At 71.1% G+C, this 24,204-nt stretch carries 19 protein-coding genes; 13 read left to right on the top strand and 6 right to left on the bottom strand.

Annotated features, from left to right (window positions below; all coding sequences use genetic code 11):
• Window positions 1–6: 6 nt before the first annotated feature.
• Window positions 7–1,029 carry a diguanylate cyclase domain-containing protein gene (locus ACTJKF_RS22795; RefSeq protein ID WP_440626337.1) on the bottom strand — a complete coding sequence of 341 codons (1,023 nt, stop codon included), beginning with the start codon at window positions 1,027–1,029 and terminating at the stop codon, window positions 7–9.
• Window positions 1,030–1,532: 503 nt separating this feature from the next.
• Between ACTJKF_RS22795 and bcsB the strand changes: the two genes are divergently transcribed.
• The 9 genes from bcsB to ACTJKF_RS22750 are packed head-to-tail and all read left to right on the top strand — an operon-like array spanning window position 1,533 to window position 16,274.
• Entirely contained in the window at window positions 1,533–3,860 is a 2,328-nt protein-coding gene (gene bcsB, locus ACTJKF_RS22790) for a cellulose biosynthesis cyclic di-GMP-binding regulatory protein BcsB (RefSeq protein WP_440626335.1), read from the top strand.
• Between the two features lie 3 nt (window positions 3,861–3,863).
• Window positions 3,864–5,084 carry a cellulose synthase complex periplasmic endoglucanase BcsZ gene (bcsZ, locus tag ACTJKF_RS22785; RefSeq protein ID WP_440626333.1) on the top strand — a complete coding sequence of 407 codons (1,221 nt, stop codon included), beginning with the start codon at window positions 3,864–3,866 and terminating at the stop codon, window positions 5,082–5,084.
• Window positions 5,069–9,013, top strand: coding sequence for a cellulose synthase subunit BcsC-related outer membrane protein (locus ACTJKF_RS22780; RefSeq protein ID WP_440626331.1), 3,945 nt, complete (start codon window positions 5,069–5,071; stop codon window positions 9,011–9,013). The genes bcsZ and ACTJKF_RS22780 overlap by 16 nt, the downstream gene beginning before the upstream one ends.
• A 9-nt stretch (window positions 9,014–9,022) precedes the next feature.
• The gene (gene bcsE / locus ACTJKF_RS22775; protein WP_440626329.1) at window positions 9,023–10,993 is read left to right on the top strand and encodes a cellulose biosynthesis protein BcsE; all 1,971 of its coding nucleotides are present in this window, start codon (window positions 9,023–9,025) and stop codon (window positions 10,991–10,993) included.
• Window positions 10,990–11,199, top strand: coding sequence for a hypothetical protein (locus ACTJKF_RS22770; RefSeq protein WP_440626328.1), 210 nt, complete (start codon window positions 10,990–10,992; stop codon window positions 11,197–11,199). Before bcsE ends, ACTJKF_RS22770 begins: the two co-directional genes overlap by 4 nt.
• On the top strand, window positions 11,196–11,984 hold the full coding sequence (gene bcsQ / locus ACTJKF_RS22765; protein ID WP_440626327.1) for a cellulose biosynthesis protein BcsQ: 789 nt from the start codon (window positions 11,196–11,198) through the stop codon (window positions 11,982–11,984). The genes ACTJKF_RS22770 and bcsQ overlap by 4 nt, the downstream gene beginning before the upstream one ends.
• Entirely contained in the window at window positions 11,981–14,518 is a 2,538-nt protein-coding gene (bcsA, locus tag ACTJKF_RS22760) for a UDP-forming cellulose synthase catalytic subunit (protein ID WP_440626325.1), read from the top strand. Before bcsQ ends, bcsA begins: the two co-directional genes overlap by 4 nt.
• Window positions 14,519–14,544: 26 nt before the next feature.
• Window positions 14,545–16,098, top strand: coding sequence for a cellulose biosynthesis protein BcsG (gene bcsG / locus ACTJKF_RS22755; RefSeq protein WP_440626323.1), 1,554 nt, complete (start codon window positions 14,545–14,547; stop codon window positions 16,096–16,098).
• Window positions 16,080–16,274 (top strand): hypothetical protein, encoded by a 195-nt coding sequence (locus ACTJKF_RS22750; protein ID WP_440626321.1) that lies wholly within the window; start codon window positions 16,080–16,082, stop codon window positions 16,272–16,274. Before bcsG ends, ACTJKF_RS22750 begins: the two co-directional genes overlap by 19 nt.
• Before the next feature lie 60 nt (window positions 16,275–16,334).
• On the opposite strand, the gene ACTJKF_RS22745 is transcribed toward ACTJKF_RS22750, so the two are convergent.
• The 4 genes from ACTJKF_RS22745 to ACTJKF_RS22730 are packed head-to-tail and all read right to left on the bottom strand — an operon-like array spanning window position 16,335 to window position 19,567.
• Window positions 16,335–17,219 carry a pirin family protein gene (locus ACTJKF_RS22745; protein WP_440626319.1) on the bottom strand — a complete coding sequence of 295 codons (885 nt, stop codon included), beginning with the start codon at window positions 17,217–17,219 and terminating at the stop codon, window positions 16,335–16,337.
• Between the two features lie 30 nt (window positions 17,220–17,249).
• Entirely contained in the window at window positions 17,250–17,642 is a 393-nt protein-coding gene (locus ACTJKF_RS22740; RefSeq protein WP_440626318.1) for an OsmC family protein, read from the bottom strand.
• A gap of 58 nt (window positions 17,643–17,700) precedes the next feature.
• On the bottom strand, window positions 17,701–19,281 hold the full coding sequence (locus tag ACTJKF_RS22735) for a cation:proton antiporter (RefSeq protein WP_440626316.1): 1,581 nt from the start codon (window positions 19,279–19,281) through the stop codon (window positions 17,701–17,703).
• Between the two features lie 25 nt (window positions 19,282–19,306).
• The gene (locus ACTJKF_RS22730; RefSeq protein WP_440626313.1) at window positions 19,307–19,567 is read right to left on the bottom strand and encodes a XapX domain-containing protein; all 261 of its coding nucleotides are present in this window, start codon (window positions 19,565–19,567) and stop codon (window positions 19,307–19,309) included.
• A 284-nt stretch (window positions 19,568–19,851) separates the two neighbouring features.
• Between ACTJKF_RS22730 and ACTJKF_RS22725 the strand changes: the two genes are divergently transcribed.
• Window positions 19,852–20,538, top strand: coding sequence for a hydrolase (locus tag ACTJKF_RS22725; protein ID WP_440626310.1), 687 nt, complete (start codon window positions 19,852–19,854; stop codon window positions 20,536–20,538).
• 105 nt (window positions 20,539–20,643) lie between these two features.
• On the opposite strand, the gene ACTJKF_RS22720 is transcribed toward ACTJKF_RS22725, so the two are convergent.
• Window positions 20,644–21,567 (bottom strand): LysR family transcriptional regulator, encoded by a 924-nt coding sequence (locus ACTJKF_RS22720; RefSeq protein WP_440626307.1) that lies wholly within the window; start codon window positions 21,565–21,567, stop codon window positions 20,644–20,646.
• A gap of 99 nt (window positions 21,568–21,666) precedes the next feature.
• Between ACTJKF_RS22720 and ACTJKF_RS22715 the strand changes: the two genes are divergently transcribed.
• The 3 genes from ACTJKF_RS22715 to ACTJKF_RS22705 are packed head-to-tail and all read left to right on the top strand — an operon-like array spanning window position 21,667 to window position 24,200.
• Complete coding sequence (locus tag ACTJKF_RS22715; protein ID WP_089494639.1) at window positions 21,667–21,834, top strand: DUF1427 family protein; 168 nt, start codon at window positions 21,667–21,669, stop codon at window positions 21,832–21,834.
• 19 nt (window positions 21,835–21,853) lie between these two features.
• Window positions 21,854–23,746 carry an amidohydrolase gene (locus tag ACTJKF_RS22710; protein ID WP_440626305.1) on the top strand — a complete coding sequence of 631 codons (1,893 nt, stop codon included), beginning with the start codon at window positions 21,854–21,856 and terminating at the stop codon, window positions 23,744–23,746.
• A gap of 1 nt (window position 23,747) precedes the next feature.
• Window positions 23,748–24,200: a DoxX family protein gene (locus ACTJKF_RS22705; protein ID WP_440626304.1), complete on the top strand. Its 453-nt coding sequence runs from the start codon at window positions 23,748–23,750 to the stop codon at window positions 24,198–24,200.
• The last annotated feature ends 4 nt before the right edge of the window (window positions 24,201–24,204 follow it).

The following is a 24,204-nucleotide window of genomic DNA, read 5'->3' as shown; positions in this document are numbered from 1 at the left end:
TGCGCGTCATGCGTGGCCGGCGCGCTGCGACCGCGTGCGCTTCACCTCGTACATCGCCTGGTCCGCATGCTCGATCAGCGTGTTCATGTCGGTGCCGTCGTCGGGCAGCATCGCGACGCCGACACTGACGCCGAGCCGCAGCGGATGCCCGTCGAATTCGAACGGCTCGCTGACCTGCTGCGCGAGCCGCGCGCGTTGCGCGTCCACGGCGTCGCGGTTGCCGACGTTCGGCAAGATCACCGCGAACTCGTCGCCGCCGATCCGCGCGACCGTATCCGAGCGCCGGACGGCGCCGACCATCCGCGCGGCGATCTCGCGCAGCGCGGCGTCGCCCGCGCGGTGGCCGTAGCCGTCGTTGATGGGCTTGAGGCCGTCCATGTCGATGTTGAGGATGCCGAGCCGGCCGTTCGCGCGCAGCGCCGCATGCATCGACTGGCGCAGGCGGTCGTAGAACAGCGCGCGGTTCGGCAGGCCGGTGAGGGCGTCGTGCGTCGCGCGCAGGTACAGCTCGTTGGCCTCGTTGCGCGCCGCGTGAAACATCGCGGCGGCGATCAGGTCGGCGGTGAGCCGTAGCGTGCCGGCGTCGGCGGCCGAAAAGCCGTCGACGTCCGGCGACATCACCTTCAGCACGCCGACCGTCGTGTCGGCATGGGCGAGCGGCATCACCAGCATCGAGCGCAGCCCGACGCGGCGGCACGCGTCGCGATCGACGCGCGGGTCGGCTTCCGAATCCGTGCAGTGCAGCAACTGGCCGCGCGTCACGCACAGGCCCGACAGGCTGCCCGAGCGGCGTAGCCGCAGGCCGAGCATCCCGGCCGCGGAGCCCGACGCGGCGCGGTACACCATATCGTCGCCTTCGGCGAACTCGACCGCGGCGCCGCTCGCGCCCGTGAGTTGCGGCACCTGTTCGGTCACGTAAGCCATCACGCTGCCGAGATCGAGACCGAGTTTCGCGATCTCGGTCTGCGCGGCGATGATGCGCAGCAGCGTGTCGGGGGACGGGGTGGCGGTGTCGACGATTTGATCCATGTCAGTTTTCGATGAAAAAGCGCGGCGCGCGGCGCGGGCATGCGGTAGCATACGCGCCGCTTACGCGGCAGCGCGTTCCGGGCGGCCCGCAATGGGCCGCAGGCGGCTTCCGGCCGGTTGCCGGGGCTTGGGACGGCCGGGCCGGCAGCGCCGGCAGTATGCCGGCCGGTCCGGCAGGCGGCAACGGCGTCATTCTTGCCATTCAATCGTGGCGCGCAGCATTTTCGACCGAGTCGAGTTGTTTTTCGCTTCGTCAGCGCGAATCCGGGTGAGATTCGTCCTGTTTTTGAGATAGTGTGACGAATGGGCGTGCGCCGGTGCCAGGCGCGCGCAGTACGACGAACGGGCAGCAGAAGAAACCGCCGCGTCGTGTCGATAACTGTATTCAGGCCAGACATTTGAGGGGAAGCAGTGGGGATGTGCACTCACGGGCATAGCTGCTTTGCGCGCGCCGGTCGCGGCGCGCTTGATGACCGGATGATCGCAACGATGCGGAGCCGCGCATGAAGCCGGCCATGTCGCTGTTCGCGCTGTCCGTCGCCACGTTCGGCGCGCTCCATGCGGCTGCGTTGTCGGCCGCGCCGATCCTGGCGGCGCCGCTGGCCGTGCCGGCAGGCAGTCCGGGCGCACCGGCGCTCGCCGGCGGCACGAACGCGCCGCTCGCCGCCGCGGTGCCGGCCGCCGCCAGCGCGGTGTCCGCCGGCCTGCCGGCGACGACCGTGCGCCTGCCGTTCGCGTCGCTCGGCGCGTTCGATCCGGTGCACCTGCGCGGCGCCGACGATGCGCGCACGATCAATGCGGGCGTGCGGCTCGACCGCGTGGTGACCGGCGCGCGGCTGCGCCTGACCTACGCGTATTCGCCGTCGCTCGTGTTCCCGATGTCGCACCTGAAGGTGTCGATGAACGGCGAGGTGGTCGCGACCGTCCCGTTCGACGCCGCGCGCGCGGGCCGCACGGTCACGCAGGACATCCCGATCGATCCGCGCTACTTCTCCGATTTCAACCAGATCGGCCTGCGCCTGATCGCGCATTACTCGCTCGATCACTGCGAGGATCCGTCGAACTCGGCGCTGTGGGCCGACGTGAGTCCGACCAGCGAGCTGATCCTCGACGAATCGCCGGTGCGGCTGCCGAACGATCTCGCCCTCCTGCCCGCGCCGTTCTTCGACCGGCGCGACAACGGGCTGCTGCGGCTGCCGTTCGTGCTGCCGGCATCGCCCGACTCGGCGACGCTGCGCAGCGCGGGCGTGCTCGCGTCGTGGTTCGGCGCGCAGGCCGACTATCGGCAGGCGCGCTTCCCGGTCGCGGCGACGCTGCCGGCCGACGGCCAGGCCGTGGTGATCGGCACGGCCGCGACGCTGCCGGCCGGCCTCGCGCTGCCGTCGGTGAACGGTCCGCTGCTCGCGGTCGCCGACAATCCGGCCGCGCCCGGCCGCAAGCTGCTCGTCGTGACGGGCCGCACGGCGGCCGAGGTCGACGACGCGGTCGCCACGCTCGTGCTCGGCCGCGCGGCGCTGTCGGGCCCGGCGGCGACGGTCGCGCACGTCGATCTGGGCGCGCCGCGCAAGCCGTACGACGCGCCGCGCTGGCTGCCGGTGAACCGGCCGATCACGTTCCGCGAGCTCGTGTCGGACCCGCGCGAGCTCGAAGCGCGCGGCACGTCGCCCGACGCGATCCGGCTGAACCTGCGCGTGCCGGCCGATCTCCATTCGTGGAACGGCTCGGGCGTGCCGATCACGCTGCGCTACCGCTACACGGCGCCGACCGTGCAGGACAACTCGACGCTCGCCGTCGAGATCAACGACCAGCTCGTGAAGTCGTACCGGCTCGGGCCGGCCCATGCCGAGGACGCGCGCGGGCGCATGCAGCTGCCGCTGCTGTCGGTGCCGGAAGGGCGCGTGACGAGCGATGTCGACATCCCCGCATTCCGCGTCGGCAGCGGCAACCAGCTGCAGTTCCGCTTCACGCTGGACTCGCAGAAGACGGGGCTCTGCTCGAGCACCGCGACCGAACCGCAGCGCGCGGCGATCGATCCCGATTCGACGATCGACTTCTCGCACTTCGTCCACTACGCGCAACTGCCGAACCTCGCGTTCTTCGCGAACAGCGGCTTCCCGTTCACGCGCTTCGCCGACCTGTCGCAGACGGCCGTCGTGGTGCCCGACCGGCCGTCGCCGCAGGCGCTCGAAGCCTACCTGACGATGCTCGGCCACATGGGGCAGTGGACCGGCTTCCCGGCGCTGCGCGTGCAGGTCGCGCGGCCCGGCGACGTCGCCGCGCTCGCGGGCCGCAAGGACCTGCTCGTGATCGACGGCTCGCCCGCGTCGCCGCTGCTGTCGCGCTGGCGCGCGGCGCTGCCGCTGACGATCGACCCGCGGACCGGCACGGGCGCGACGCGCGTCGCGTTCTCGGTGAAGGAGCGCTGGCGCAACGGCGTCGGCGTGGCCGACGGCGACGCACACCTCGAGCAGACGGGTTCGCTCGCCGCGCTCGCCGGGTTCGAGCTGCCGGGCAGCCACGGCCGCAGCGTCGTCGCGCTGATGGCGACCGACCCGGCGCGCCTGGGCGACCTGCTCGACGTGTTCGAGAAACCCGGCCTCGTGTCGCAGCTGCAGGGCGACCTCGCGCTGGTGCGGCCGGGGCAGGTCGACAGCCTGCGCGTCGGCGAGCCGTACGTGGTCGGTTTCGTGCCGTGGTATGCGCGCGTCTGGACGCACGCGGCGCGGCACCCGGTCGCGCTCGGCGTGATCGGCGTCGTCGCGGGGCTGCTGCTCGCGCTCGGCATGTTCAGCGTGCTGCAGAGAATCGCCGCGCGCCGACGGGGGATGTAACGGATGGCGTGGGCATTGGCAAGGCGACCGGCAACGCGGCCGGCGCGTCGCGCCGGCACGACGCTCGTGCTGGCGGTTGCGGCGGCGTGCGCGGCGGCCGGGACGGCCGCGCGCGCACAGGCCGCGCAAGGCGGCGCGGCCCAGGCGCAGTGCGGTGCGGCGTGGCCGCGCTGGGACGCGTTCAAGCGCGATTTCGTGTCGGCCGACGGCCGGGTGATCGACGTCGGCTCGGCCGATTCGCGCACGGTATCGGAGGGGCAGGCGTATGGACTGTTCTTCGCGCTCGTCGCGAACGACCGGCGCACGTTCGACACGATCCTCGCATGGACCGAGAACAACCTCGCGCAGGGCGACCTGAGCGCCCGCTTGCCGGCGTGGCTGTGGGGCCGCGCGCCGGACGGCGCATGGCGCGTGCTCGACGCGAACGCGGCGTCGGATGCCGACCTGTGGATCGCGTACACGCTGGTCGAAGCCGGCCGGCTGTGGCACGAGCGCAGCTACGCCGCGCGCGGCGCGCTGCTCGCGAAGCGCGTGCTCGACGACGAAACGGCCAGCGTGCCGGGCCTCGGCCTGACGCTGCTGCCGGGGCCGACCGGCTTCAGGCTGGCCGGTGGCGTGTATCGCGTGAACCCGAGCTATTCGCCGCCGCAGGTGATCCGCGGGCTCGCCGCGCGCCTGCCCGACGATCGCCGCTGGGCCGCGCTCGCGGCCAGCACCGGCCGCGTGCTGCTCGACACCGCGCCGAAGGGCTTTTCGCCGGACTGGGCGCTGTATCGCGCGGGCACCGGCTTCGGGCCCGATCCGCAGACCCATGCCGAAAGCGCGTACAACGCGATCCGCGTGTATCTCTGGGCCGGCATGCTCGATCGTGCCGATCCGCTCGCCGCGCCGCTGCTCGCGCGCTTCGCGCCGTTCGCCGACATGATCGCCGCGCATGGCGCGCCGCCGGAGAAGGTCGACACGACGACCGGCGTCGCCGGGCCGAACGACGGCAACGGCGGATTCTCCGCCGCGGCCGTGCCGTTCCTCGAGGCGCGTGGCCAGCCTGCGCTCGCCGATGCGCAGGCGGCCCGGGTCGATACGCTCGCGCGCCAGTCGGCACCCGGCTACTACACGAGCGTGCTGACGCTGTTCGGTCTCGGCTGGCGCGACGGCCGCTACCGGTTCGGCGCGGACGGGTCGCTCGACGCGCGCTGGGAGGGCCGTTCATGCGCGGCCCGATGAAACGTAGCGCGCCGCGCGTCGCGGGGTTCGCGTGGCTCGCGTCGTCGGTCTGTGCGGCGGCGCCGGCTGCGGCCGCCGTCGCCGTGGCGGCGCCCGCGCTGCCGAAAGCCGTCGCGCCGAAGGCCACATCGGCCGCGGTGCCGGCCACGGCCGATCTGTCCGACGCACGGCGCCAGCTCGCGACCGCCCGCATGTGGGGCGCGAAGCATCGCGACGACCTTGCGCGCGACGCGTTGCGCAAGGGGCTCTTGATCGCGCCGGACGATCCCGAACTGCTCGCCGAACAGCTGCGCGTGCTGCTGCGGCTCGGCGACGCGCAAGGCGCGCAGGCCGCGCTGGCCCGCCTGCAGGCCCGCGCGCCCGCGTCGCCCGACACGCACCGCGCGGCCGACGAATACCGCGTCGCGACGAGCGGACGCGGCGAGATGGCGCAGATCCGGCTGCTCGCGCGCAGCGGTCACGCCGACGAAGCGGCCCGGCGGATCGTCGCGCTGTTTCCGAACGGCGCGCCGTCCGGTGCGCTCGGCGCCGAGTACTACCAGATCGTCGCGAATGCGCCGGGCGGCCGGGAACCGGCGATCGCCGCGTTGCGCCGCGCGATCGCGGCCGATCCGCAGGATACGAGCGCGGCGCTGGCGCTCGCGCGGCTCCTGAATCAGCGCGCCGACACGCGCGCGGACGCGAACCGGATCGCGTGGTCGCTCGCGCAGCGGGCCGACACCGACCATACGGAAGCGATGGCCGTGTGGCGGCGCGTGCTGCAGTCCGCCGGCAGCGACCCCGCGTATCTCGACGCGCTGCATGCGTATCTCGCGCTCGTGCCGGACGACACCGAATTCCGCGATCGCGTCGCCGAACTCGACCGGCAGCGCGACGCGCAGCGCCGGCTCGAACGCGATCCCGATTACATCGCGCAGCAGCGCGGCTTGCAGGCGCTCGCGCGCGGCGACCTGGCCGGCGCCGATCCGTTGCTCGCACGCGCCGCGCGGGCACGCGCCGACGATGCCGACGCGCTCGGCGGACTCGGCCTGCTGCGCCTGCGCGAAGGCCGGCATGACGAAGCGCGTGCGCTGTTCACGCGCGCCGCGGCCGTGTCGACCGACCAGCGCGGCAAGTGGCAGGGCCTTGCGCGCACCGCGCAGTTCTGGGGGCTGCTCGCGCAAGGCCGCGCGGCGGCGTCGGCCGGGCGGCCGCAGGAGGCCGAGCGCGCGGCGCGTGCCGCGCTCGCGATGCAGCCCGACAGCCCGGACGCGACGCTGCAACTCGCCGATGCGCTGCTCGCGCAGCGCGACTGGGCGCGCGCGGAGCCGTTGCTGCGCGGCTTGCTGGCCGCGCGTTCGCCGAACCTGTCGGCCGTGCGCGACACGGCGCTGCTGTACGAAAACACCGGCCGCGCGGGCCGCATCGGCCCGCTGCTCGACGCGCTGCAAGGGCGCGTGACGGGCCGCGACGACCGCCGCACGCTCAATGGCCTGCGCGCCGACCTGCTCGCGAGCCAGGCGCGCGCGCTCGCGGACAAGGGCGAACGCGGGCCAGCCGCGCAACGCTACGAAGCGGCCGTGCGCGCGGCGCCCGATGCGCCGTGGACGCGTTTCGCGCTCGCGCGGCTGTATCGCGACATGGGCCTGCCGCAATTCGGCCGCACGGTGATGGATGAAGGGCTCGCACTGAGCGATACGCCCGAGATGCGCTACGCGAGCGCGCTGTATCGCAATTCGGTCGACGACGTCGCCGGCGCGCAGGCCGTGCTCGCGGGTGTCGACGATGCGCATCGTTCGGACGGCATGCGCGCGCTGGCCCCCAAGCTCGACGCGGAGCGCGCGCTGATCGACGCGCGCGGCGCGCTCGGCCGCGGCGATCGCGCGGCCTTCGAAGCGTCGCTCGCGCATGCACAGGCGAGCGCGCCGGACGATCCCGACATGCTGGCCGCAACCGGCGCGCAGTGGATCGACGCGGGCGAACCCGAGCGCGGGCTCGCGCCGCTGCGCGACTGGATCGCAGCGCACCCGCACGACGCCGACACCGACGTGCGGCTGCGCTACGGCGACCTGCTCGGCAGCGCGGGGCGCGACGACGCGCTCGCTGCGTGGCTCGACACGCTGCGCCGCGAACCGGCGCTGACGCCGGCCCAGACCGCCCGCATCGAGGACCAGTCGCTGCGGCTCGTGCTGCGGCAGACGGACGACGCGATCGCGCGGCAGGATGACGCGCGGGCTCGCACGCTGCTCGATCGCGCGAGCCCGGCCGGCCGCGCGGACCCGCGCTACGCACTCGAACGGGCCGATCTCGAACGCGCGCAAGGGCACTACGACGCGGCGCGCGACGCGCTCGCGCCGGTCGTCGCGCGCACGCCGGACGACGCCGACGCGCAGCTCGCGCTGGCCCGGATCGACGAGGACAGCGGCCATCGCGCGGCGGCACTCGCACGCGTGCAGGCCGTGCTCGCGCGCACGCCGGACGACGCCGTCGATACGCGATTGTCGGTCGTGCGCCGCCTGAACGCGCTGCGCCGCCCGGACGAAGCCGCGCAGGTGGTCGACCCGCTGCAGGCCGCGTATCCGGCGCGTGCCGACGTGACGGTCGCGGCCGGCCGCGTGGCCGAGGCGCAGGGGCGCTACGACGATGCCGCGTCGCTGTACCGGCTGTCGCGGTCGCAGGAGCGCACGAGCGGCGTGAGCCCGGGCCGCGACGGCCGCACGCCGGCACAGGCCGCCTTCGCGGATCTCGAACAGCGGCGCGACCCGGAGATCGAGATCGGCTGGCTGCCCGCGTACAAGTCGGGCGACGAAGGGGTTTCCGCATACCGCGCGCAACAGGTGCCGATCTACATGCAGATGCCGGTGCGCTATGACGGGCACGCGTTCCTGCAGCTCGACACCGTGCATCTGGACGCCGGCACGCTCGATACGAGCGACCCGAACGCGTATTCGCTGAAAACGTTCGGCACCTATGCGGCGCTCAACACGCCGATCGGGCTGCCTGCGCCGTTCGCACCGAATCCGTCGGCCGCGGCATTGATCGCGCATCCGCAGGGCGACCTGCACCAGCCGATGACGGGTGTCGCGCTCGGCGCCGGGTATCGCACGGATGCATGGCGCGTCGATCTCGGCACATCGCCGCTCGGCTTCCCCGTGCATTACCTGGTCGGCGGCGTGCGCTATCGCTTCGACGCGGGGCCGGCGAGCTTCACCGTGAACGCGTCGCGCCGGCCGGAAACGAGCAGCGTGCTGTCGTATGCGGGGATGCGCGATCCGTGGACGGGGGCGGTATGGGGCGGCGTGCGCCGCGATGGCGTGAACCTGCGCGCGGCGGTCGACGTCGGCCGCGTGAACCTGTTCGCCGAACTCGGCGCGGGCGTGCTGTCGGGCCGCAACGTCGAGCGCAACGCGGAAGTCACGTTGCGCTCGGGCTTCACGGTGCCCGTGTACGAACGCGCGACGATGAAGGTCAGCACCGGGCTCGTCGGCAATGCGTGGCACTACGCGCAGAACCTGCGCTACTTCACGTACGGGCAGGGCGGCTACTACAGCCCGCAGCGTTACCTGTCGCTCGGCGTGCCGATCGAATGGGCGGGGCGCCGCGACGCGCTGTCGTGGGACCTGACCGTCACGGCCGGGATCTCGAACAGCTACGAGAAGGACTCGCTGTTCTATCCGACCTTCGCGAACCAGCGCGCCGCACAGGAAGCGGCCGGGCTCGTCTACGCGGGCAGTTCGACGGCCGGCGTGTCGTTCTCGTACGGCGTGAACGGCATCGTCGAGTATCGCGTGAATCCGCACCTGAGCGTCGGCGCGCAACTGCACGTCGACCGGTCGCACGACTATGCGCCGAGTTCGGCGCTCGTCTACCTGCGCTATGCGTTCGACGCGCGCGCGGCGCGCAGCTGGCTCGTCACGCCGACGCCGGTGCGGCTTTATTCGGATTACTAGGGGAAACGCGTGAATACGGAACTCGACGCCACCCGTCCCGCGCTCGGCGCCGCCGGCCTGCTGGGCCGCCTGCGCGCGCTGCTGCGCACGGGTCCGGCCGGCGGCCGCGCCGGCGCGCTGAGCCGGCTCGCGATCGACGGGCTGCCCGATACGTGGACGCAACTGGAAGCGGGCGGCCTGTACGCCGTCTATGCGGCCACGGGCACGCCGGCATGCGATGCGCTCGTCTGGGAAAGCGCGCGCCAGTCGCGCACGCGCGACGTGACGGTCGTGCTGTCGCGCGACGCGGCGCGCGTTGCCGCACAGATGCAGACGCGCGGCTTCGCCGACGGCGCCCAGCCGGCCGGCTGGCCGCGCAACCTGAACGTGCTGGCGATGCCGCCGGCAACGGCTGCGGCTGCGGCCGGCGGCGATGCCGCGCCGCCGCCCGATGCGCCGCACCGCGCGGCGCCCGGTGCGTTCGCGCGGCTCACGGGCGGCCTGCGCGCGATGAAGCGCTACGGCTTTCGTGCGCGTTCGGTGTATTTCATCGAAGGCGCGCAGCGCTGGTTCAGCTGGGACGACCCGGTCGCGCTCGCGGAAGAAGGGCATGCGCTCGTCGACTGGTGCCGCACGCGCCGGATCGCGCTGGTGCTGCTGCTCGATCCTGAAGTCGCCCGCGCCGGTACCGACCTGCGCACCGACGATCCGCCGTTCGTGCGCGATGCCGATCGCGCGCCGCGCGCCGGCTTTCACGGCGTGTGCGCCGGCGTCGCGCAGTTGCAGCGCACGCACGGCGAGCTGCTGTGGGTCGTCGATTTCTGGCGCGCGGGCGACACGCTCGCGGCCGGCGAAGTGCGGCCGCTGCGCTTCTCGCCCGGCGGCCGGCTCGCGGCGATCGTCGACGGCGGCGCGACCGAACCCGCGCGCCGGATGAAGCTCGCGACCGACGAGGATCGCGTCGTCGTCAGCCGCGCGGTGCTCGAGGAAGGCGCCCGCGTGCCCGCCGGCTGGGAAATCGTCGACGACAACGCGGCGGTCGTTGCCGCGTGCACGCATGCGCAGGCCGCGACCGCGGTGCTGGCGTTCCGCTCGCGCGCGCAGCTCGAGGCGCTGTGCGCGGCGGTCCACGCGCTGCGCCGGCAGTGCGGCGGCGCGCTGAAGATCGCCGTCGTCGAGCGTGGCGAGGTGCTGCGCCAGCAGTTCGAGATGCTGGTGCTGAGCGTCGGCGCGAATCGCGTCGTCGCACGCGACCTGCCGGTGTCGCGGATGCAGGCCGCCGTGAACGCGCTGCGCGGCCAGCTCTATGCGCGGCCCGTCGCATCCGACTATCGCGCGGCGCTCGCGGCCGCGCTCGGCGATTCGGTGCTCGGCTACCTGCCGGTCGGCGCGTTCTGCCTGCGGATTCGCGCGGTGCTCGATCGCGGCGCCGTGCTCGCGCTGCCGCACACGCTCGCGAAGATCGCGCTGCTGCCGGGCGTGTCGCACGTCGATGCGCTGCGGCACTGCCGGCCGCGTCGCTCGGGCGACGTGGTGACGGCCGATGCCGGCCACCTGTACGTGTTCCTGTTCGCATGCGAGCCGGCCGATGCCGACGATGCGCTCGCGCGGATCTTCGACGTGCCGGTCGATACGCTGTCCGATCGCGTCGTGTGTCTCGGGCAGGGCAGCATCGATACGGAGCTCGATGGGCTGAAGGCCGAGAACCGGCGTGCGCCGATCGCCGATTACAGCGACCTGTTCGCGACCGCACGGCAGACGGGTGCGGCGCGCGCACCGGCCGGCGGTGCGGTGGATGTCGCGGCGCTTGCCGAGCCGGGCGCCGCAAGCGCACCGGCCACCGTGACCCACGGGCATGCCGATGCGCCACGGCCGCCCGCACACGCCGACGGCGTCGCGCCGGCCGACGCCGCGCCGGCGCCGATTCCCGTCGTTCCCGCCGCGCATGCGCGCGGCGCCATCCGCAGCGCGATGCCGTTGCGCAAGCAGGAGGGCGCATGATCGCCGAACTCGTCATCGGTTTCATCGTCGGCATCGCGATCGCGGTGCCGGTGTGGATCGTCGCGCAGCACCTGGGCATCGGCCGCGGCTTTCAGGCGCCGCGCGGGCTGCACCGGCGCGACGCGGTGCCGTGCGAGCTGGTGCCGGTCGCACTGCGCGGGCGCTTGCTGCCCGAGGCCGCACGCACCGGCGAGGCGCCGCGATGAAGACGATCGCCATCACGTCGACGACGGGCGGCGCGGGCCGCACGACGCTCACCGCCGCGCTCGCGGTGCTGCTCGCACGGCGCGGGCGGCCGGTCGTCGCGGTCGAGTTCGACGCGCAGAACCTGATGGGCGCGACGCTCGGCCTCGATACGCTCGCCGAGCACGGGCTCGCGCACAGCCTGCTCGATGACCAGCGCGATGCCACGCCGTGGCACACGCATACGTGGCGCAGTGCCGACGGCGTGCTGTTCGTCCCGTACGGGCAGGTCGATGCGGCCGGCGCCGCCGCGTGCGACGCACGGCTCGCCGCCGATCCGGCCTGGTTGTCGCGCGCGCTCGACGAGATCGCGCTGCCGGCCGACGGCGCCGTGCTGATCGACACCGCGCGCTATCCGTCGCCGCAGGCCGAGCAGGCGATTCGCCGCGCCGACCTGACGCTCGTCGTCGTGCCGCCCGAACCGGCCGCGTGCGCGACCGTCGCCGCGCGTCTCGACGCGCTGCGCGCCGGCGGCGGCGACCTGCAGATCGTCGTGAACCGGCTGAATCCGGCGCGCGACATGCAGCGCGACGCGCTCGGCATGCTGCGCGCCGTCGTGGGGCCGGCGTCGCTGCTCGAGCAGCGGATCCACGTCGACGCGGCCGTGCCCGAAACGCTCGCGCGCGGCAGCTGGATCTTCGACGACGCGCCGTATTCACAGGCGTCGCATGACCTGAACGGCGTGGCGAACTGGGTCGATGCGTGGCTCGCGGCGGCCGCGGCCGGGCGCGCGGGAGCCGCGCGATGAAGGCCGCGTTCGCGTCGCGTTGCCGGGCCGCGCGCCGCCGCGTGATCGACTGGTGCGCGCGCGGGATCGGGCTGCCGGCGCAACGCACGCTGCTCGACTGGCTCGTGCGGCTGTTCTTCCATGCGCCGCCGCAAGGCCGGCCCGACTTCGTCCGCAACGGGGCGCGCATGGCATTTCTACGGCTCGCGCGGCAGTGGGGCGTGCTGCAGCCGCTGAGCCCGCGCGAATGGCTGTGGCGTTCGATCGTGCGTGCGCCGCGCGCGCCCGACGGCCAGCCCGCGCGCGATCCGCTTGCATGGTTCGACACGTTCGTCGTACCGGTCTACGTCGCGGTGCGCGCGCTCGGCGCCCGCGTCAACGCGCAGCTCGAGCGTCTGCCGTGGGCGCGCTGGGGTGGCTGGCTCGACGCGCGCGCGCACGGCGTCGGCCGGCATCGCTGGCTCGCGCCGCTGCTGCTGATCGTCGGCGCGCTGATGTGGGCCGCGGCCGGGATGTCGCCGCTGATGCCCGGCGCGCAGTTCGCGTTCTTCGCGATCGTCGCGGTGCTGGCGCTCGCGCTGCGACGCCTGCCGGGCCATCTGCCGACCCTCGCGCTCGCGTCGCTCGCGCTGCTCGCGGCGGTGCGCTATGTGTGGTGGCGCACGACCCAGACGCTCGATTTCCGCAGCCCCGTCGAGGCAGTCGCCGGCTATCTGCTGTACGGCGCCGAAGCCTATACGTGGATGATCCTGCTGCTCGGCTTCGTGCAGACCGCGTGGCCGCTCGACCGGCCGATCGTGCCGCTGCCCGAGGATCCCGACAGCTGGCCGAGCGTCGACCTCTACATCCCGACCTACAACGAGCCGCTGTCGGTCGTGAAGCCGACCGTGTTCGCGTCGCAGAGCATCGACTGGCCGACCGACAAGCTGCGCGTCTATCTGCTCGACGACGGCCGGCGCCCCGAGTTCGAGGCGTTCGCGCGCGAGGCCGGCATCGGCTACCTGACGCGCGACGACAACCGCCACGCGAAGGCCGGCAACATCAACCGCGCGCTGCCGAAGACGCACGGCGAATACATCGCGATCTTCGACTGCGATCACGTGCCGACGCGCTCGTTCCTGCAGACCACGATGGGCGTGTTCCTGCGCGACCCGAAATGCGCGCTGGTGCAGACGCCGCATCATTTCTTCTCGCCCGATCCGTTCGAGCGCAACCTCGGCACGTTCCGCGAGATTCCGAACGAGGGCAACCTGTTCTACGGGCTCGTGCAGTCGGGCAACGACCTGTGGAACGCGACGTTCTTCTGCGGATCGTGCGCGGTGCTCAAGCGCAGCGCGCTGGAGGAGGTGGGCGGCGTCGCGGTCGAGACCGTGACCGAGGACGCGCACACCGCGCTCAAGCTGCATCGCCGCGGCTACACGTCGGCGTACCTGCCGACCGTGCAGGCGGCCGGGCTCGCGACCGAAAGCCTGGCCGGCCACGTGAAGCAGCGCACGCGCTGGGCGCGCGGGATGGCGCAGATCTTCCGCATCGACAATCCGTTCCTCGGCCGCGGGCTCGGCTTCATCCAGCGGATCTGCTACGGCAACGCGATGCTGCATTTCTTCTACGGGATCCCGCGGCTCGTGTTCCTGACGATTCCGCTCGCGTACCTGTTCTTTCACCTGTACTTCATCAACGCCTCGTCGCTCGCGCTCGCGAGCTACGTGATTCCGTACCTGGTGCTCGCGAACGTCGCGAACTCGCGGATGCAGGGGCGCTACCGCCATTCGTTCTGGGCCGAGGTCTACGAGTCGGTGCTCGCGTGGTACATCGCGCTGCCGACCACCGTCGCGTTCTTCAGCCCGCGGCACGGCAAGTTCAACGTGACCGACAAGGGCGGCAAGATCGACGAAGGCTACGTCGACTGGTCGACGTCGAAGCCGTACCTCGTGCTGTTCGCGCTGAACGTGCTCGCGATCGTCGCCGGCGTCTGGCGGCTCGTGGCCGAGCAGGGCGACGAGGCGTCGACGATCCTGATCACGCTCGGCTGGACCGTCTACAACCTCGCGATGCTCGGCGCGGCGCTGGCGGTGGCGCGCGAGACCAAGCAGGTGCGTGTCACGCACCGGATCGCGATGCGCGTGCCGGCGACGCTGCTGCTCGTCGACGGCTCGACGGCCGCCTGCTTCACGAGCGACTACTCGACCGGCGGCCTCGGTCTCGAAGCGGTGCCGGGATTGCCGCTCGCGGTCGGCGATACGCTGACGGTGTGCGTGACGCGCGGCGACCGGGCGTTCCCGTTCCCGGTGCGCGTGAGCCGCGTGACGCCGACCCACGTCGGCGTGAGCTTCGACGCGCTGACGCTCGAGCAGGAGCGCCAGCTCGTGCAGTGCACGTTCGGCCGCGCGGACGCGTGGCTCGACTGGCATGCGGGGACGCGCACCGACACGCCGCTGCGCGGGCTCAGGAAAGTGCTGCGCGTCGGCGTGGACGGTTATGTACGGATGTGGAAGGGCGCGGCGCGCGGCGTGCAGTCGATGCTGGCGCCGAAGCTCGATCGGGCGCGCGACTGACGCGGCGCCGCTACGGAGTGGTTTAGATGACGTTCTGGAATCTGTATTTCATCCTGAAGTTCGCGCTGTTCGCGACGGGCCACCTGCAGCCGCTGTGGCTCGCGAACCTCGCATTCGCGCTGGCGCTCGCGGCCAGCGCGCCGGTCCGCCGGCGCGTGTGGCGCGTCGTCCGGCAGATCGCGGCGATCGCGATCGCGGTGCCGCTCCTCGCGCGCGAGCTGCATGCGCCGCCGCTCGCGCGCCTTGCCGAAGCCGCGCACGAGGTCAGCACGTTCCGCCTCGACTACTGGATGGAGCTGCTGCCGCGCTTGTTGCCGCCGGTGCTGGTGCTGACGGTGGTCGGCGTGCTGATCGTCTATTTCATCGTCAATCGCTGGGTGCGCGTCGCGACCTTCGTGCTCGCCGTGCTGATCGTGATGCCGCTGTGGCAGGCGGGCAACGGGCTGATGGCGCGCGTCGTCGCGCCGCTCCCGCGGCAGACCGATGCGGCCGGCGCGCGCTCGAACCAGCCCGAGGACCACAACGCGGCGCTCGCGACGTTCCGCGCGCAGGAGTCGCAGCGCCAGGTCGCGTTCGGCCACCTGAGCAACGACCCGGCCGCGCAGTTCGACGTGATCGTGCTGCACGTCTGCTCGCTGTCGTGGGACGACCTCGATGCGGCGAAGGTGCGCAACCATCCGATGCTGAGCCACTTCGACTACCTGTTCACCCATTTCAGCACGGCCGCGAGCTACAGCGGCCCGGCCGCGATCCGCGTGCTGCGCGCGAGCTGCGGGCAGGAGGCCCATGCGGACCTGTACAAGCCCGCGCCGCAGCAGTGCCACCTGTTCTCGCAACTCGCGTCCGCCGGCTACACCGTGCAGTCGCTGCTGAACCACGACGGCCATTTCGACAATTTCCTGCAGGTCGTTCACGACAACATCGGCGTGCCCGACGCGCCGATGATCTCGAACGCGGCCGCGCCGGTCGCGATGCATGCGTTCGACGGCTCGGCGATCAAGGACGATTACGGCACGCTCGCGAACTGGTACGCGCAGCGCGCGTCGGTGCCGGGCCCGGTCGCGCTGTACTACAACACGATCAGCCTGCACGACGGCAACCGCGTGGTCGGCAGTTCGCTGACCAGCATCGATTCGTATCCGCAGCGCGCGACGAAGCTGATGAACGACTTCGACCGCCTTGCCGACCTGATCGCGCAGTCGGGGCGGCGCGCGGTGATCGTGTTCGTGCCCGAGCACGGCGCCGCGCTGCGCGGCGACAAGAACCAGGTCGCGGGGCTGCGCGAGATCCCGACGCCGCGCATCGTTCACGGGCCGGTCGGCGTGCGGCTCGTCGGCTTCGCCGGCAGTCACGGCGCCGCGACCGTGATCGACCAGCCGACCAGCTTCCTCGCGCTCGCGCAGTTGCTGTCGAACCTCGTGTCGAACAGCCCGTTCAAGCCCGGCGTGACGCTCGCGCAATACGCGGCTGACCTGCCACGCACGCGGATGGTCGGCGAGAACGAGGGCACGGTGACGATGCAGACGGCCGCAGGCTACGCGGTCAAGACTCCGGACGGCGTATGGATCGACGAACAGTAAACATCGGCGAAGGCGACGACGATCGTCTGTCGCAACCGAACGACGTGCTCGGCCTCGCGCGGCACCTGCCCGCGCTCGACCCGGCCCGCTATGTCGACGAGCAGGCGCGGCGCGCGTTCGTCGAATCGCTCGAGCGCTGGCCGGTGCTGGCGAAGCTGATGGGATTGACGCGGTAAACGCACGGCGGCCGGCGTGAATGCCGGCCGCCGTGCGTGGCGGGAACGATCGATGCCGGCTTACTGCGCGCGGCGCTCCGGCTGGCGCGTCCACTCGTTTTCCTCGCCCGGCACCTTGCCGAAGGTCTGCGCGGCCCACGCGTTGCGGGCCGCCTCGATCTTCGCGCGCTCGCTCGACACGAAATTCCATTCGATGAACCGCTCGCCCGGCAGGTGCGCGCCGCCGAGCAGCATCACGCGCGCGCCGTTCGCGCTGGCAAGCGCGACGTGCGCACCGGGTTCGAGCACCGCCATCGTCGCGGCTGCGAGCGGTGTGCCGTCGATCGTGAGGTCGCCGTCGACGAGATACACGCCGCGCTCGTCGTGTTCCGCATCGAGCGCGAGTTGCCCGCCCGCCGCGAATTCCGCATACGCGTAGAGCGTCGGCGAGAACACCGCGACCGGCGACGTGAGGCCGAACGCGGTGCCCGCGATCACGCGCACGTGCGCGCCGTCGCGCGTGAACGACGGCAGCGTGTCGGCCGCGTGATGCACGAACGCGGGCGTGGTGTCCTCGTGCTCGACGGGCAGCGCGACCCAGGTCTGGATCCCGTGCACCGGCTGGTCACGCGGGCGATCCTCGTCGGGCGAACGCTCCGAGTGCACGATGCCGCGCCCGGCCGTCATCCAGTTCACGTCGCCGGGCACGATCTTCTGCCGGAAGCCGAGGCTGTCGTGATGCATCAGCGTGCCGTCGAACAGGTAGGTGACGGTCGCGAGGCCGATGTGCGGATGCGGCAGCACGTCGATGCCGCTGCCCGCCGGCAGCACGGCCGGCCCCATCTCGTCGAAGAAGATGAACGGGCCGACGAGGCGCGCGGCGCGCGCCGGCAGCACGCGGCGCACGACGAGGTTGCCGATGTCGCTCTCGCGCGGCGTGAGCAGGGTCTTGATCGATGCGGACATGGTGAGACTCTCGTGTTGAGGGGCGATGCGTCAGGCGATCGCCGTGTCGATCGTGATCGGGTTCGACAGGATCTTGTGCACCGGGCATGCGTTCGCGATCTGCAGCAGGCGCTCGCGCTGCTCGTCCGACAGGTCGCCGTCGAGCGTGATGCGGCGCATGATCGTGCTGCCCGCGCTGCCCGATTCGTGCGCGAGCTTCACGTGAACTTCGGCGAGCGGCCAGCCCTTGCGCTGCGCGTACATCTTCAGCGTGATCGCGGTGCAGGCGCCGAGGCTCGACAGCAGCAGCGCGACGGGCGTCGGTGCGGTGTCGCCGCCGCCGAGCGACGCCGGTTCGTCGGCGCGCCACTGATGGACGCCGTCGGTGAAATGGACCAGGTAATCGACCGAGCCGATGCTCGCTTCGACGGACAGTTCGCTCATGGCAGTTCCATGTGGGGAAAAGGGGATGGGCCGGCGCCCGGCCACGCGTCGCCGGACGTCAGGGTTCGAGCAGCCGCTGCAGCCGCAGCTCCTCGAAATCCAGCTCGGATTCTATGCGGTGCAGCACGGCGTCGTCGACCCGGCCGTCGCGATGCAGGTCGAGCAGCGCGTCGCGCGACACGCCGACCAGTTCGAGTTCGACGCGCAGCATCCGCGCGCGCATGCCCGCGGGCTCCGCGCCGTCGCGGTGGGCGCGATCGTTGAGCGCGACGCGGCCCCGGTATTCGGTCAGCAGCCGGTCGAGCGACGCGCGTTCGAGGCTCGAGCCGCGCTGCTCGCGCGCATCGAGCTCGGCGAGCGCCGCACCGAACGTATGCGCGCGCACCGCGTGCTCGGACATCGTGTGCCGGGCGGCCGGACGCAGCTTCAGCACGCGGATCAGCGGCGCGAGCGTGCCGCCTTGCACGACCAGCGTCGCGATGATCAGCAGGAAGGTGCTGAACAGGATCAGGTCGCGTCCCGGAAACGCGCTCGGCAGCGCGATCGCGGCCGCGAGGCTCACCACGCCGCGCATGCCGGACCAGCCGAGCACGACGGCCTCGCGCCACGACCACGGGGCCCGGCCCGCGCGCGGCGCGCGCAGGCGGCCCGGCAGCCACATCGCGACGAACACCCATGCGACGCGTGCGGCGATCGCGGCGGCGGTGGCCGGCAGCGCGACCCGCAGGCCGGCCATCAGCACCGCGCCTTCGTGGTTCACGCCCACGAGAATCGCGTGCAGCGCGAGGCCGATCAGGATGAACACGAGCGCGTCGAGCACGAACACGATCGCTTCCCAGGTCGCCTTTGCCTTGATCCGCATGTCGGCGCCGAACACGCGATGCTGGCGCACCCCGAGCACGAGGCCGCAGGTCACGACCGCCAGCACGCCGGAGCCGTGCACCGCTTCCGCGATCCCGTAGCTGCCCCATGCCATCGCGAAGGTCACGACGATCCCGAGCATCGGCTCGCGCAGGCGCTGCAGCACCCAGCACATCGCATGACCGCACGCGAGGCCGACCGCGATGCCGATCAGCGTGAGCGAGAAGAACAGGCCGGTGGCGCTCGCGGTCGTGATCGTGACGGCCAGCGCGGCCGAGACAGCCATCTGGTACAGCAACAGGCCGGACGCATCGTTGACGAGACTTTCGCCCTCGAGCACCGCGACGAGCCGCGCGGGCAGCGGATGGCGCTGCAGGATCGCCTTCGCGGCGACCGCGTCGGGCGGCGACACGATCGCGCCGAGCGTGAAGCACGCGGCCCACGGCAGCGCCGGATTCGCCGCATGCACGGCAAGCGCGACCGCGACGGTCGTGAACGCGACCGCGCCGAGCGCGAGCGATGCGATCGACCCGAGCTCCTGGCGGAATTCCTTCCACGCGGTATAGAAGCCGCTCGACATCAGGAGCGGCGGCAGCACGGCCGCGAGCAGCAGTGCCGGGTCCATGTCGGGCACGCGCCGCCCCGCGACGGCCACCAGGCAGCCGCCGAGCAGCAGCACGACGGCGGGCGGAATCGAGACCCGCTCCGCGAGCCACGTGAGCGCGCCCGCGCCGCAGATCAACAACAGCAGGTAATGAAACAGCTCGACATTGCTCATGCGCGGCGCAGGCGGGGCGTCCGCATCACGATGGCTTGCGGTCGTTCGTGCTGCCGCCCGGCAGCGCGCCGAACATGTGCTGGCTGCACTTCGCGTCGCGCCATGCGGTGTTCAGCCGATGGCCGGAGAGCATGCGCCGTGCGACCGGCAGGATCTGTTCGCCGGCGAGCATGCCGAGCAGGCCGGTGAGTGCGATGATCGGCGGCGCGGGCGAATTCACGCCGATCGTGCCGTAGATGGCGCCGGCGAGGGCGCCGGCGAGCAGCGACAGGACATAGGCTTTCATGATGGGCGTCTCGTGATGTCGTGATCGTACGATGAGGGGCGACGCGTGCAGCGTCGAGGCCCTGGAAGCGTATCGGGTTTACACGAGGAAAAAAAGAGCGGAATGCCCTTGGACGACCCCCTATTCTGGAATCCGAGTGATTCCATTTTTTGGATGTTCGTGCCGGAGGATTGCGGTTTTAATGAATCGAGACGGACGAAGCCGATCCGGCGTAGTACCCAATCGAATCCTCCCGCTATCGCGGCGAGGCAAGACTCCCTTTCCGTTCAAAGGATGATCACGCCATGCGCAACCCGAAGCTTGAAGTACTTACTCCGCAGAACAGCCAGCTGATCTTCATCGACCAGCAGCCGCAGATGGCGTTCGGCGTGCAGTCGATCGATCGCCAGACGCTGAAGAACAACGTCGTCGGCCTCGCGAAGGCTGCGAAGGCGTTCAACATCCCGACCACGATCACGACCGTCGAGACCGAGGCTTTCTCCGGTCACACCTATCCCGAACTGCTCGACGTGTTCCCGAACGCGAAGACGCTCGAACGCACGTCGATGAACTCGTGGGACGACCAGAAGGTGCGCGACGCACTGGCCGCGAACGGCCGCAAGAAGGTGATCGTGTCGGGCCTCTGGACCGAAGTCTGCAACACGACGTTCGCGCTGTGCGCGATGCTCGAAGGCGATTACGAGATCTACATGGTGGCCGACGCATCGGGCGGCACGTCGCAGGCCGCGCACGACTTCGCGATGCAGCGGATGGTGCAGGCCGGTGCAGTGCCGGTGACCTGGCAGCAGGTCATTCTCGAGTGGCAGCGTGACTGGGCGCGCCGCGACACGTACGACGCCGTGATGGCGGTCGTGCGCGAGCACTCGGGTGCGTACGGGATGGGTGTCGACTACGCATACACCATGGTTCACAAGGCTGCGCAGCGCACCGCAACGCCGCACGAGTCGATCCCGGCCGTTCCGGCGAAGTAACGGGCGACCGGCGCGGGCGACCGGCTGCGGGCGACCGGCTGCGGGCGACCGGGCGCGAGCGACGCAAGCGGCGGCCAGCGGGGAACCGCCGGCCGCCGCGCGCTCTCAGGCCACGTGCAGCGCCCACGGCGCGTGCGAGAAGTGTTCGGCGAGGAAATCGAGCAGCACCGTCACGCGCGCCGCGCGCAGCATGCCGGGCGGCGTGACGAGGTTGACGTGGACGTCGGCGATCCTCCAGTCGAACATCACCTCCTCGAGCACGCCGCGCTGCAGTTCGTCCCACACCAGGAACTCGGGCTGAAGCGCGAGGCCGTGGCCCTCGACGAGCGCCGGGACGATCACGTCGGCGTTGTTGGTGCGGATGCGTCCGTGCACGTTCACGCCGAACTCGTCGCCCGATGCCGGGTGGCGAAAGCGCCAGTACTCGGGCGTCGGCAGGTTCGTGTAGGTGAGGCACACGTGCTGTTCGATATCGCGCGGATGCGTGGGCCGGCCATGCCGGTCGAGGTAGGCGGGCGCGGCGACGAGCGGCCGTCGCACGGCGCACAGCCGGCGCGAGCGCAGCGACGAATCGCTGAGCTCGGCGATCCGGATCGCGACGTCGAAGCCGCCGGACACGATGTCGACGATGTGGTCGGTGAGCACGAGGTCGATGTCGACGTGCGGATAGCGTTCGAGGAACGCGGGCAGCAGCGGCGACAGGTGGCGCAGCCCGAACGACATCGGCGCGTTCACGCGCACGAGGCCGTGCGGTTCCAGCGCTTGCGCGGAGGCCTCGCTCTCGATCAGTTCCGCATCGGCGAGCAGGCGGATCGCGCGGTCGCGCAGCAGTTCGCCGGTCGGCGTGAGCGACAGCTTGCGCGACGTGCGGTACAGCAGCATCGCGCCGAGGCGCTTTTCGAGGCGCGCGATTGCCTTCGATACGGTCGGTTGCGACACGCCGAGCAGTTCCGCGGCTTTGGCGAACGAACCCGTCTCCGCGACGCGCGCGAAGACGGCCCAGGCTTCGAGATCAGGAAGGTGTTGCATGGTCGGACAGAGTGGCAGGAGAGCGAAGTGGATGCGGCGGCGCAGCATGCGACCGGCGCGAAGCGGCTCATTCTAATCCGGCCGGGAGAAAAAATCGTTATGGAATCTTATCTATTGTCGCTATCGGCCGGCGTGCTGATCGGCGTCGTGTACAGCGTGATCAAGGTGCGCTCGCCGGCGCCGCCGCTCATCGCGTTGATCGGCCTCGCCGGCATGCTGATCGGCTCGCAGGCCATCGGCTCCATCCGGCACTGGCTCGGCTTCTGACTGCATCGAGGACATATTAATGAGCGCAACCGATAATCAACCGGATCTGATCCTGCACAACGGGCGCATCACGACGCTCGATCGTGCGAACCCCGTCGCGACCGCGGTCGCGATCAAGGACGGCCGCTTCGTTGCGGTCGGCAGCGACGCGGAAGTCATGCCGCTGGCGGGCCGTGCGACCAAGGTGGTCGACCTCGACTGCCGCACGGTGCTGCCGGGCCTGACGGACAACCACACGCACGTGATTCGCGGTGGCCTGAACTACAACCTCGAGCTGCGCTGGGACGGCGTGCGCTCGCTCGCCGTCGCGATGGAGATGCTCAAGCAGCAGGTCGCGATCACGCCGGCGCCGCAGTGGGTGCGCGTGGTCGGCGGCTTTACCGAGCACCAGTTCGCGGAGAAGCGCCTGCCGACGATCGACGAGCTCAATGCGGTCGCGCCCGATACGCCGGTGTTCATCCTGCACCTGTACGATCGCGCGCTGCTGAACGCGGCCGCGCTGCGCGTCGTCGGCTATACGAAGGACACGCCGGAGCCGCCGGGCGGCACGATCCTGCGCGACGCCGCGGGCAATCCGACCGGCCTGCTGCTCGCGAATCCGAACGCGACGATCCTTTACGCGACGCTCGCGAAGGGGCCGAAGCTGCCGTTCGACTATCAGTACAACTCGACGCGTCATTTCATGCGCGAGCTGAACCGGCTCGGCGTGACCGGCGTGATCGACGCGGGCGGCGGCTCGCAGAATTATCCCGACGATTACGAAGTGATCCGCAAGCTGCACGACGCGGGCGAGATGACGATCCGGATCGCATACAACCTGTTCACGCAGAAGCCGAACGCGGAGAAGGAAGACTTCGTCAACTGGACGAAGAGTAGCAAGTACCACGACGGTACCGATTATTTCCGTCACAACGGCGCCGGCGAGATGCTGGTGTTCTCGGCGGCCGACTTCGAGGACTTTCGCGTCGCGCGTCCGGACTTGCCCGCGCAGATGGAAGACGATCTCGAAGGCGTCGTGCGCGTGCTCGCGCAGAACCGCTGGCCGTGGCGCATGCACGCGACCTACGACGAAACCATCAGCCGCGCGCTCGACGTGTTCGAGAAGGTGAACAAGGACATCCCGCTTGAAGGGCTGAACTGGTTCTTCGATCACGCGGAAACCATCTCGGAGCAGTCGATGGACCGGATCGCCGCGCTCGGCGGCGGCGTTGCGGTGCAGCACCGGATGGCGTACCAGGGCGAGTATTTCGTCGAGCGCTACGGCGCGCAGGCGGCCGAAGCGACGCCGCCGGTCGCGAAGATGCTCGGCAAGGGGCTCAAGGTCTCGGCCGGCACCGACGCGACGCGCGTCGCGTCGTACAACCCGTGGGTGTCGCTCGCATGGCTGGTGACCGGCAAGACGGTTGGCGGGATGCGCCTGTATCCGCAGCGCAATCTGCTCGATCGCGAAACCGCGCTGCGGATGTGGACCGAGTACGTGACGTGGTTCTCGAACGAGGAAGGCAAGAAAGGCCGGATCGCGGTCGGGCAGCTCGCCGACCTGATGGTTCCGGATCGCGATTTCTTCACCTGCGCGGAGGACGATATCGTCGACACGACGGCATTGCTGACGGTGGTCGGCGGGCGCATCGTGTGGGGCGCCGGGCCGTTCACGTCGCTCGACGCGCCGATCCCGCCCGCGATGCCGGACTGGTCGCCGGTGCGTGCGTACGGCGGCTATGGCGGCTGGGGCGCGACGCAGCGCGAGGGCGCGCCGCTGCAGCGTGCGGCAGCGGCCGCTGCCGCGTGCGGGTGTTCGACCGCATGCGGCATGCACGGCCATGCGCATGCGAGTGCATGGGGCCGCGCGTTGCCGACCTCGGACGCGAAGGGCTTCTGGGGCGCGTTCGGCTGTTCGTGCTGGGCGGTCTGACATGATGGCGCGCACCGTCTACGGCAATCCGGCGTGGGTCCGCGCGCTGCTGTCGCAGCCGTGGGTCCTGCCGCTCGTGCGTCTCGCGCTGGTGTCCGCCTATCTGCTCGGCGGCGTCGCGAAGGCGCTCGACTTCGACGGCGCGGTCGCCGAGCAGGCACATTTCGGCCTGCATCCGGCCGCGCTGTGGGCGGCACTGGCGATCGCGGTCGAGATCGCCGGCTCGCTGTGCGTGGTGTTTCGCCGCTTCACGTGGCTCGGCGCCGGCAGTCTCGGTATGCTGACGCTGGTCGCGATGGTCGTGGCGAACGATTTCTGGAACCGTTCGGGCACCGAACATTTCATGGCGCTCAACAGCTTTTTCGAGCATCTTGGGCTGATCGCGGCCCTCGTGCTCGCGACCGTGCTCGACGATGCACGGCAACCGGCCGATGATGGCCGCTCCATTCGATGACAAT

It is taken from the genome of Burkholderia sp. 22313, assembly GCF_052045245.1.
Taxonomy (GTDB): Bacteria; Pseudomonadota; Gammaproteobacteria; order Burkholderiales; family Burkholderiaceae; genus Burkholderia.
Note: the sequence above shows the minus strand (reverse complement) of the source record. Positions and strands in the feature narration are given on the sequence as shown.